This window comes from Streptomyces albospinus (assembly GCF_014648695.1).
Classification (GTDB): domain Bacteria; phylum Actinomycetota; class Actinomycetes; order Streptomycetales; family Streptomycetaceae; genus Streptomyces; species Streptomyces albospinus.
The window spans coordinates 181,559-191,128 of the sequence record NZ_BMRP01000006.1 but is presented as its reverse complement, the minus strand read 5'-3'; the positions used below and the strand labels follow the sequence as shown (position 1 = coordinate 191,128).

11 protein-coding genes are annotated in these 9,570 nt (G+C 69.5%); 4 read left to right on the top strand and 7 right to left on the bottom strand.

Annotation, left to right across the window (positions count from 1 at the left end; all coding sequences use genetic code 11):
* From IEZ17_RS11505 to IEZ17_RS11495, 3 genes are all read right to left on the bottom strand, one after another.
* On the bottom strand, window positions 1-1,151 hold a 1,151-nt coding region (locus IEZ17_RS11505), incomplete at its 3' end, for an ATP-binding protein (RefSeq protein WP_229852161.1).
* Window positions 1,152-1,380: 229 nt separating this feature from the next.
* Window positions 1,381-1,671, bottom strand: a complete 291-nt coding sequence (locus IEZ17_RS11500) for a DUF397 domain-containing protein (RefSeq protein WP_189299144.1) — start codon at window positions 1,669-1,671, stop codon at window positions 1,381-1,383.
* Window positions 1,653-2,486, bottom strand: coding sequence for a helix-turn-helix domain-containing protein (locus IEZ17_RS11495; protein ID WP_189299143.1), 834 nt, complete (start codon window positions 2,484-2,486; stop codon window positions 1,653-1,655). The genes IEZ17_RS11500 and IEZ17_RS11495 overlap by 19 nt, the downstream gene beginning before the upstream one ends.
* Before the next feature lie 117 nt (window positions 2,487-2,603).
* Between IEZ17_RS11495 and IEZ17_RS11490 the strand changes: the two genes are divergently transcribed.
* Genes IEZ17_RS11490 through IEZ17_RS11480 form a run of 3 tightly spaced genes read left to right on the top strand, consistent with a single transcriptional unit; the run spans window position 2,604 to window position 4,479 of the window.
* Window positions 2,604-2,819: a hypothetical protein gene (locus IEZ17_RS11490; RefSeq protein ID WP_189299142.1), complete on the top strand. Its 216-nt coding sequence runs from the start codon at window positions 2,604-2,606 to the stop codon at window positions 2,817-2,819.
* A 47-nt stretch (window positions 2,820-2,866) separates the two neighbouring features.
* Entirely contained in the window at window positions 2,867-3,613 is a 747-nt protein-coding gene (gene recO / locus IEZ17_RS11485) for a DNA repair protein RecO (protein WP_189299140.1), read from the top strand.
* A gap of 47 nt (window positions 3,614-3,660) precedes the next feature.
* Window positions 3,661-4,479, top strand: a complete 819-nt coding sequence (locus tag IEZ17_RS11480) for an isoprenyl transferase (RefSeq protein WP_189299138.1) — start codon at window positions 3,661-3,663, stop codon at window positions 4,477-4,479.
* A 106-nt stretch (window positions 4,480-4,585) separates the two neighbouring features.
* Here IEZ17_RS11480 and IEZ17_RS11475 read toward each other — a convergent pair whose 3' ends face one another.
* The 4 genes from IEZ17_RS11475 to IEZ17_RS11460 form a co-directional block, all read right to left on the bottom strand.
* Complete coding sequence (locus IEZ17_RS11475; protein ID WP_189299136.1) at window positions 4,586-5,014, bottom strand: Fur family transcriptional regulator; 429 nt, start codon at window positions 5,012-5,014, stop codon at window positions 4,586-4,588.
* Between the two features lie 178 nt (window positions 5,015-5,192).
* A complete protein-coding gene (locus IEZ17_RS11470) occupies window positions 5,193-6,086 on the bottom strand; it encodes a metal ABC transporter permease (RefSeq protein ID WP_189299134.1) in 894 nt (297 codons plus the stop codon).
* On the bottom strand, window positions 6,086-6,856 hold the full coding sequence (locus IEZ17_RS11465) for a metal ABC transporter ATP-binding protein (RefSeq protein WP_189299274.1): 771 nt from the start codon (window positions 6,854-6,856) through the stop codon (window positions 6,086-6,088). The genes IEZ17_RS11470 and IEZ17_RS11465 overlap by 1 nt, the downstream gene beginning before the upstream one ends.
* A gap of 127 nt (window positions 6,857-6,983) precedes the next feature.
* Window positions 6,984-7,946 carry a metal ABC transporter substrate-binding protein gene (locus IEZ17_RS11460; RefSeq protein ID WP_189299132.1) on the bottom strand — a complete coding sequence of 321 codons (963 nt, stop codon included), beginning with the start codon at window positions 7,944-7,946 and terminating at the stop codon, window positions 6,984-6,986.
* Between the two features lie 211 nt (window positions 7,947-8,157).
* Here IEZ17_RS11460 and IEZ17_RS11455 point away from each other — a divergent pair, with 211 nt between their 5' ends.
* The gene (locus IEZ17_RS11455) at window positions 8,158-9,540 is read left to right on the top strand and encodes a glycine--tRNA ligase (protein ID WP_159503855.1); all 1,383 of its coding nucleotides are present in this window, start codon (window positions 8,158-8,160) and stop codon (window positions 9,538-9,540) included.
* The last annotated feature ends 30 nt before the right edge of the window (window positions 9,541-9,570 follow it).

Sequence of the window (9,570 nt, the reverse complement as noted above, 5' to 3'; positions counted from 1 at the left end):
GCCGCCGACGACGACCGGTCGCGCCCCCCGGCACCGGTGCCGGCGGCGGAACCGCGCGGCAGCGGCGCCATCACCGACATCGGCTGCGCCGCCTCGTCGAGCACGGTCAGCAGCGGATCACCCTGGATGTAGACCACGGCCCGCACCCCGCCGTACGGCGACGGCTCCACATGCACCCCGAACCCGTACTGCCGCACCAGCTGACCGGCGGCCGCGAAACCCGACCGCGGCGGATCGCCCAGCTGCGTCAGCAGCAGGCTCTCGTCACCCGCCAGCAGCTCCATCGCGTGCTTGATCTCGTCGTCGTGCATCCCGACGCCGTAGTCATCGATGATCACCGAAGCGCCGCGGTTGCCCTGCTGGAGCGTGACGGTCACCGGAAGTTCCCGGTGCGAGTGGTGCAGCGCGTTCGCCAGCAGCTCGGTGACGGTGATCGCGATCGGCTCGACGGCCCGCGCCACCACGGCGACCGGATCCCGCAGCTGATTGCTGACCTGCACCCGCTCGTAACCGCGCAGCCGCGACGTGGCGCCCACGACCAGCTCCGCGAGATACGAGTCCTCCCGCGTCAGCCCCGGCCACGCACCGCACACCACACCCGTCGCCTGCACCCGCCGCAGCGCCTGCTCGTTGAGGAAGTCCGCGTCCAGCAGATCCTGCGCGATCTGCGGGTCGTCGTACTTGTGCTGCATGTCCTGCAACGCCGTCTGGAGCCGGTACAGCAGTGCCTGAATCGTCGTCGTGGCCCCCCGCAGCGTCGACTGCGCCGCCGCGTCGACCCGCTGCCGCTCCTTGGTGATCGCCTCGCCGACCTGTTCCAGTACGCCGCTCAGCGCCTCATCGGTCTCCGACCCGGCGAACCGGCCGTCCAGCAGGCCCCGTACCGGCACGTGCGGATGGGCCAGCGCCATCGTCAGGTCGGGCAGCCGCGCCCCGGCCAGATGCCGGATCTCGGCCTCCGTGGCCCGCAGCCGGGCCGACAGCTCCGTGTTGCTGTGGAGCGTGGCGCTGCTGTGTTCCTCAGCGGCGGCCAGCCGCGCTCTCAGGGCCTTGCGCTGTCCGCTCGCCCGGATCGAGAGCGCCGCCAGCACCACGGCGGCGGCCGTACCTGCGCTGAGGCACCACAACAGCGCCTCGGGTATGGATGTCATCGGGATCCTCGTTTGGGGACTGACGGGGATGATGGCCGGCCGTCACGGCTGCCGTGCCGCCGATCATCACCGGATGCTACCTGCCACCTGACGCCGTGTGAGGGCCCTCGACGTGCAGCGACGGAGAAGTGTGGAAGGTCGCATTCAGCCGGTGATGACCGGTCGGTAACGTGATGCGGCCCCGCCATCCGGGGATGGCGGGGCCGTGGGTGGTGCGGGTGAGGTGAGGTCAGGCGGTCCGGAACCGCTCGTCCTTGACGGCACCGACGAACGCGGTCCAGCCGATGGCCGGGAAGACCAGGGCGGGGCCGTGCGGGTCCTTGCTGTCGCGGACGGGGACGACGCCGGGGAGGTCGTCGGAGACCTCGATGCAGTCGCCGCCCTTGTCGTCGCTGTAGCTGCTCTTACGCCACTGGGCGGCGCCAGGGAAGTCGTGAGCGACCTCGACGCAGCTGCCGCCGTTGTCGTCGCTGTAGCTGCTCTTGCGCCAACAGGCCGCGCTCAGGTCGTAGTCTCGCATCGTCTGTAGTCCTCAGCCGCCGATTCGATCAAGGCCAGGGACGCTTCCGGCGACAGCGAGGCGGCCCTGATGAGATCGTAGGCTTCCTGCGCCCGCTTCACCACTGCCGGATCGTCCAGCAAATTGCCTGAATACACGCCTTCTGTATAGGCAGTTGGTGGTGCGTCCTCGAACTCCATGAGCGCAAGCATCTTCCCCATGACCGGGTACGCACCTGCGGCATACGGCAGGACCTGCACCAGCATCTTCCGCTCGCGCGCGAGCGTCGCGATGCGCTTCAGTTGCTCTGCCATGGCGGCCGGGCCGCCCACCGGCACACGGAGCACGGACTCGTGCAGGATCGCCCAATACACGGGCCGCGTTGCCTCCTTGAGGATATGTGCCCGCTCCAGGCGGGCCCGGACCTTCTCCTCGATGTACTCGTCAGCCGCGAACGGGTTGCCCGCGAGCATGATGCCGTGGGCGTACGCAGGCGTCTGCAGCAGCCCAGGCACGATCATCGGCGCGAACTCGCAGATCTTGGTCGCCAACCGCTCCAGCTCCGCCACCGCCGCGAAGTAGTCCGGATACCGCTTGTCGTCGATCAGCTTCCGCCAGGCCCGCTCGAAAAAGCCGTCGGTTTGCAGTACCTCGTCGATCCGGATCGCCACATCCAGCTGCGGCCTGCGGATCGCCTGCTCGAACTGGCCGATGTAGCCGCCGGAGACGAACACCCGCCGACCCAGTTCGTTCTGGGTCAGTCCGGCGAGTTCCCTGCGGTACTTGAGCTCCGCGCCCCAGTGTTCCCATGCCGCCATGCGTGAGCCATCGGCCATGGCTAACTCCCTCTGCCTGCGCGGCAGTTGTAGTGCCGATCCCATTGCCCAGCGTAGTTCCGCAGCGTCACGCTCTGCTTGCGAACAGTGAAACCCCCACGGAAAGGGCGGACGATCATGCAGCAGCACCTCAAGGAAGTGGATGCCTTGACGACGGAACTGCGCGAGGCCCTCGCCCGCGCCGGAGTCGTCCTGCCGTCGCTCCGCCCCGACCCCGTCTCGATCGCGCACCGCTATATGCCGCCGCTCGTCGAATTGGGGCGGTGCTCGATGGAGGTCGCCCGGCAGCTGACCGCCGCGCTGGCGGAGCCCGCCCGGGGCGAGCGGCCCTGAGAGCCACCCGGGACCGCCGCCCTGCCGTCGTGCGGGAGAATGGCCGCATGAGTCTGTTCCGCGACGACGGCATCGTGCTGCGCACCCAGAAGCTGGGTGAGGCGGACCGGATCATCACCCTGCTCACCCGCGGCCACGGCCGGGTGCGGGCCGTCGCGCGCGGCGTACGGCGGACGAAGTCGAAGTTCGGGGCCCGGCTGGAGCCCTTCTCGCACGTCGATGTGCAGTTCTACTCGCGGGGCGGCGAGCTGGTCGGGCGCGGGCTGCCGCTGTGCACGCAGAGCGAGACGATCGCCGCGTACGGGGGCGCGATCGTCACCGACTACGCGCGCTACACGGCCGGGACGGCGATGCTGGAGACCGCCGAGCGGTTCACCGACCACGAGGGCGAGCCGGCCGTGCAGCAGTACCTGCTGCTGGTCGGCGGGCTGCGCACGCTCGCCAACGGGGAGCACGCGCCGCATCTGGTGCTGGACGCGTTCCTGCTGCGCTCGCTGGCGGTCAACGGCTACGCACCGAGCTTCGGTGCCTGCGCGCGGTGCGGTCTGCCCGGACCCAACCGGTTCTTCTCGGTGGCCGCGGGCGGCGTCGTCTGCGGGGACTGCCGGGTGCCCGGAAGCGTCGTACCCTCCTCAGAGGCCATCGGGCTTCTCGGCGCGCTGCTGACCGGCGACTGGGAGACCGCGGACGCCTGCGAGGCGCGGCATGTCCGGGAGGGCAGCGGCCTCGTCGCGGCGTATCTGCACTGGCATCTGGAACGGGGCCTGCGCTCCCTGCGTTACGTGGAGAAATAGCGCGGGCCGTCAATCGAGTCAACGATCTGCATAGGAGACTGGGGCGCATGGCAGTACGCGGGATTCTGGGCCGTAATCGACGTGAGTACGAGACGCCCGAGCCGCATCCGTCCGGCGCGCGCCCGCCGAAGATCCCCGGCGAGCTCGTCCCGAACCATGTCGCGATCGTGATGGACGGCAACGGCCGGTGGGCCAAGGAGCGCGGGCTGCCGCGCACCGAGGGCCACAAGGTCGGCGAGGGCGTCGTCCTCGACGTGCTCAAGGGCTGCATCGAAATGGGCGTGAAGAACCTCTCGCTCTACGCCTTCTCCACGGAGAACTGGAAGCGGTCGCCGGACGAGGTCCGCTTCCTGATGAACTTCAACCGGGACGTGATCCGGCGGCGGCGTGACGAGATGGACGCGCTGGGTATCCGCATCCGGTGGGTCGGGCGGATGCCGAAGCTCTGGAAGTCCGTCGTGCAGGAGCTCCAGATCGCCCAGGAGCAGACCAAGAACAATGACGCGATGACGCTGTATTTCTGCGTGAATTACGGCGGTCGGGCGGAGATCGCGGACGCCGCGGCGGCCATCGCGGCGGATGTCCGGGCCGGGAAGCTGGACCCGTCCAAGGTCAACGAGAAGACCGTCGCGAAGTACATGTACTACCCGGACATGCCCGATGTGGACCTCTTCGTCCGGCCGTCCGGCGAGCAGCGGACGTCGAACTACCTGATCTGGCAGAGCGCCTACGCCGAGATGGTGTTCCAGGACATCCTCTGGCCGGATTTCGATCGCCGGAACCTGTGGGACGCCTGCCTGGAATACGCGAAGCGGGACCGCCGCTTCGGGGCGGCGCCGATCGCCGAGGGCGAGTCGGCCACGTAAGCGGGCCCGCCCCGCGCCGAACGGCCCGCACAGCACGGAACGGCCGCCCCCGCCCGGAAGCGGAGGCGGCCGTTCCGGCCTGTCTGCGGCCCGTGGCTGCCCGCGGCTACTGCTTGGCCGCCGCGCGGTCCGCGCACTCGCCGCACGTACCGAAGATCTCGATGGTGTGCGCGACATCGCGGAAGCCGTGCTCGGCGGCGATCTGGTCCGCCCACTTCTCGACCGCGGGGCCCTCGACCTCGACGGCCTTGCCGCAGGCCCGGCAGACCAGGTGGTGGTGATGGTCGTCGGTGCTGCACCGGCGGTAGACGGCCTCGCCGTCGCTGGTCCGCAGCACATCGACCTCGCCGGCGTCGGCGAGGGACTGGAGCGTCCGGTAGACGGTGGTCAGCCCGACCGAGTCGCCCCGGTGCTTGAGCATGTCGTGGAGTTCCTGCGCGCTGCGGAACTCGTCGACCTCGTCGAGTGCGGCCGAAACCGCGGTCCGCTGCCGCGTCGACCGGCCGCGTACCGGAGATCCCGCGCTCGTCGCCACCGTTGCCTCCCTAGGACGTCAGGACTTGCCCTGCGCATGCGTCGGGCCATTGTGCCAGGTGATGACCGGAACCCTGGTGGGACACTTACCTCTATCAGTATCCCGGGCCGGCCGCCGCTACCCGTCGCAGATGCGCCACCCGCCCGTGTCCGGCCACCCGCCGCACGCGCTCACATGCTCACACCCTCACGTCGTCCGCCGGCACCCGGCCGGCGGGTACCTCCAGAGTGCACCCCTTGCCGGCCTCCGACGCTGCCCGGGCGCGTTTTTTCGCGAGCGGGGCGGCCAGCGCCGTGAACGCCGCGAAGAGCCCGATGGCGAACAGCACGATGGTCGCGCCGGACGGCACGTCGACGTAGTACGAGGTCGTGGTCCCGGCGACGGTGACCACCACGCCGATCCCCACCGCCGCGGCGAAGGTCACCGCGAAACTGCGGCTCAGCTGCTGGGCCGCCGCGACCGGGATCACCATCAGCGCGCTGACCAGCAGCAGGCCGACCACCCGCATCGCCACCGTCACGGTGACCGCGGCGGTCACCGCGACCAGCAGGTTCAGCAGCCGCACCGGCAGCCCCGTCACCCGGGCGAACTCCTCGTCCAGGCACACCGCGAACAACTGGCGGCGCAGCCCGACGGTGATCGCCAGCACCAGCGCGGCCAGCACGTAGATCGTCGTCATGTCCTGCGGCGAGACGGTGGTGATCGAACCGAAGAGGTACGTCCCGAGATTGGCGTTGGAGCCGGCGTCGGAGAGGTTCATCAGCAGCACACCGCCCGCCATGCCGCCGTAGAACAGCATGGCCAGCGCGAGATCGCCGCGGGTCCTGCCGTACCAGCGGATCAGCTCCATCACCACCGAGCCGAGGACGGCGACCGCGGTGGCCATCCACACCGGGCTGGCGTTCAGCAGGAAGCCGAGGCCGACGCCGGTGAGGGCGACATGGCCGATGCCGTCGCCCATCAGTGCCTGGCGGCGCTGGACGAGGTAGATGCCGATGGCGGGCGCGGTGACACCGACGATCAGGGCGGCGATCAGCGCCCGCTGCATAAAGGCGTAGTCGAGGATTTCCATCAGCTCAGCAGCCCCGTTCGAAGCGGTTCCGCGGACGCGTCGGCGTGCGGGTGGACGTGGTCGTGGCCGGGCAGTGCGTGCTGGCCGACGGCCTTGGGCGGCGGGCCGTCGTGGACGACGCAGCCGTCGCGCAGTACCACCGCGCGGTCGATCAGCGGCTCCAGCGGCCCCAGTTCGTGCAGTACCAGCAGCACCGTGGTGCCCCGGGCGACCTGCTCGCGCAGGGCGGCGGCCAGCACCTCCTGGCTGGCCAGATCGACCCCGGCCATCGGCTCGTCCATGATCAGCAGATCCGGTTCGCCGGCCAGCGCACGGGCGATCAGCACCCGTTGGTGCTGTCCTCCCGACAGCGCGTTGACAGAGTCCTTGGCCCGGTCCGCCATCCCGACCAGCTCCAGCGCGTGATGCACCGCGGACCGGTCGGCCCGGCGCAGGATCCCCAGCTTCGTACGGGCCAGCCGGCCGGCCGTGACCACCTCGCGGACAGTGGCGGGGACCCCGCCCGCCGCGGTGGTGCGCTGCGGCACATACCCGATCCGGGCCCAGTCCCCGAAGCGCCGGAACGGCGTCCCGAACAGCGACAGTTCACCGCCGGTCAGCGGGACCTGGCCGATCACCGACCGTACGGCGGTGGACTTGCCGGAACCGTTGGCGCCGAGCAGCGCCACGACCTCGCCCGGGCGCACGGTCAGATCGACCCCGCGCAGCACGGGCCGGGCGCCGAGCGACGCGGTGGCACCGCGCAGGGCTATGACAGGCTCGTCCTCCATGACGGGCGCGTCCTCTATGACGGGCTGGTCCGCTATGGCGGGCTGGTCCCTGTCCTTCATGTGCCGACCTCCGTCGTGCGGTACGTCTGACGTGTGCGGGGCGGCGCGCCGGGCCGCCGGCGCGCGGTCACTTGCTGCCGAGCGCCTTCTCCAGCGCCGCGAGGTTGGCGCGCTGGATGCCGAAGTAGTCCTTGCCGCGGGACTTGCCGGTGATCCCTTCGAGCGGGTCGAGGACGTCGGTCTTCAGATGCAGATCCCCGGCCAGGGCCTCGGCGGTGGCCGGGTTGGCGATGGTCTCGAAGAAGACCGTGGAGACATGGTGCTGCGCGGCGAGGGTGTGCAGGTCCTTGATGCGGTTGGCGCTGGGCTCGGACTCCGGGTCCAGGCCGCTGATCGCCTCCTCGGTCAGGCCGTACCGCTCGGCGAGGTAGCCGAAGGCCGCGTGGGTGGTGATGAACGTGTCCGAGGCCCGGTTCTTCAGCCCGTCCCGGAACTCCTTGTCCAGCCCGTCCAGCTTCTTGACCAGGGCGTCGGTGTTCTTCTGGTAGTCGGCCCTGTTCTTCGGGTCGGCCGCGGCGAGGGTCCGGTTGACACCCTTGGCGACCTCGGCGTACTTCACCGGGTCCAGCCAGATGTGCGGGTCCCGGCCCGGCTCGGACTCGGAGTGCGAGTGGTTGTCGCCGGTGGAGTGGTGGTGCCCGTCGACCTCGGTGCCGTGCGTTTCGAGGCCGGTGAGCGAGGCCGCGTCGGCGACGTTCTTGACGCCGGACTGCTTGATCGCGTCGTCCACGGCGGGTTGCAGGCCCTTGAGGTAGACGATGGCGCCGGACTCACCGAGCTGCGCGGTCTGCTTCGGGGTGAGCTCCAGGTCGTGCGGCTCGACGCCCGGCTTGGTGAGGTTGGACACCTCGACATGGGAGCCGCCGATCTGCTCGGCGAGGAACTGCATCGGATAGAAGGACGCCGTCACCTTCAGCTTGCCGTCGCCGGAGCGCCCGGCACCGGCGGTGGAGCAGGCGGAGAGGCTCAACAGGCCGAGGACCGCGGCTCCGGCTATGGCTGCGGTGGATATGTGCGGGCGTACGTTCATGACACTCATTTTCAACAAACATGGAAATGATTGTCAACAAAGTGCGCACCAGGTCACAGTGCGCCGCGGAAGCGGCCGGAACCGATTTGATCCGGGGGGTACGGCCGCCGGTACCCTGAACTATTCGCCCACCCGTCTCCCGAGCAACCCCCTCGTCGAGGCGCTACGCGCCGTCCTGTCCATTGTTCGTCGTCGTAATGAAGAGAGCACCGTGGCCGCCGACAAGATCGATACCATCGTCAGCCTGAGCAAGCGCCGTGGCTTCGTCTACCCCTGCAGTGAGATCTACGGCGGCTCCCGGGCTGCCTGGGACTACGGCCCCCTCGGCGTCGAGCTCAAGGAGAACCTCAAGCGCCAGTGGTGGCGCGCCATGGTCACCTCGCGCGAGGACGTCGTCGGTATCGACTCGTCGGTGATCCTGGCCCCCGAGGTATGGCAGGCGTCCGGCCACGTCGCCACCTTCACCGACCCGCTCACCGAGTGCACCTCCTGCCACAAGCGCTTCCGCGCCGACCACCTGGAAGAGGCGTACGAGGAGAAGCACGGCCGGCTGCCCGAGAACGGCCTCGCCGACATCAACTGCCCGCACTGCGGCAACAAGGGCGGTTTCACCGAGCCCAAGCAGTTCTCCGGCCTGCTCTCCACCCACCTCGGCCCGTCCCAGGACACCGCCTCGGTCGCCTACCTGCGCCCCGAGACCGCGCAGGGCATCTTCACCAACTTCGCCCAGGTGCAGCAGACCTCGCGCAAGAAGCCGCCGTTCGGCATCGCGCAGATGGGCAAGTCCTTCCGGAACGAGATCACCCCGGGCAACTTCATCTTCCGCACCCGCGAGTTCGAGCAGATGGAGATGGAGTTCTTCGTCAAGCCGGGCGAGGACGAGCAGTGGCACGAGTACTGGATGGAGCAGCGCTGGAACTGGTACCGCGACCTCGGCATCCGCGAGGAGAACATCCGCTGGTACGAGCACCCCGCCGAGAAGCTCTCGCACTACTCCAAGCGCACCGCTGACATCGAGTACCGCTTCCAGTTCGGCGGCTCGGAGTGGGGCGAGCTGGAGGGCGTCGCCAACCGCACCGACTACGACCTCTCCTCGCACTCCAAGGCGTCCGGCCAGGACCTCTCCTACTTCGACCAGGAGGCCGGCGAGCGCTGGACCCCCTACGTCATCGAGCCCGCGGCCGGTGTCGGCCGGGCGATGCTCGCCTTCCTCCTCGACGCCTACGTCGAGGACGAGGCGCCCAACGCCAAGGGCAAGATGGAGAAGCGCACGGTCATGCGCCTCGACCCGCGCCTGGCCCCGGTCAAGGCCGCGGTCCTGCCGCTGTCCCGCAACCCGCAGCTCTCTCCCAAGGCCAAGGGCCTCGCCGCCGACCTGCGCAAGAACTGGAACATCGAGTTCGACGACGCGGGCGCCATCGGCCGCCGCTACCGCCGCCAGGACGAGATCGGCACCCCGTTCTGCGTCACCGTCGACTTCGACACCCTCGACGACAACGCCGTCACGGTGCGCGAGCGCGACACGATGAAGCAGGAGCGCGTCAGCCTCGACCAGATCCAGTCCTACCTGGGTGGCCGCCTCCTCGGCTGCTGACCAGCCGCCCGCACGGCAACGACAGACGCC

Bases quoted from the DNA above. Each gene is read 5' to 3' on its own strand.
- IEZ17_RS11465 (WP_189299274.1), bottom strand. From the start codon at position 6,856: ATGGAGGACGAGCCTGTCATAGCCCTGCGCGGTGCCACCGCGTCGCTC.
- recO (WP_189299140.1), top strand. From the start codon at position 2,867: ATGAGTCTGTTCCGCGACGACGGCATCGTGCTGCGCACCCAGAAGCTG.
- IEZ17_RS11490 (WP_189299142.1), top strand. From the start codon at position 2,604: ATGCAGCAGCACCTCAAGGAAGTGGATGCCTTGACGACGGAACTGCGC.
- IEZ17_RS11470 (WP_189299134.1), bottom strand. From the start codon at position 6,086: ATGGAAATCCTCGACTACGCCTTTATGCAGCGGGCGCTGATCGCCGCC.
- IEZ17_RS11495 (WP_189299143.1), bottom strand. From the start codon at position 2,486: ATGGCCGATGGCTCACGCATGGCGGCATGGGAACACTGGGGCGCGGAG.
- IEZ17_RS11480 (WP_189299138.1), top strand. From the start codon at position 3,661: ATGGCAGTACGCGGGATTCTGGGCCGTAATCGACGTGAGTACGAGACG.
- IEZ17_RS11500 (WP_189299144.1), bottom strand. From the start codon at position 1,671: ATGCGAGACTACGACCTGAGCGCGGCCTGTTGGCGCAAGAGCAGCTAC.
- IEZ17_RS11460 (WP_189299132.1), bottom strand. From the start codon at position 7,946: ATGAACGTACGCCCGCACATATCCACCGCAGCCATAGCCGGAGCCGCG.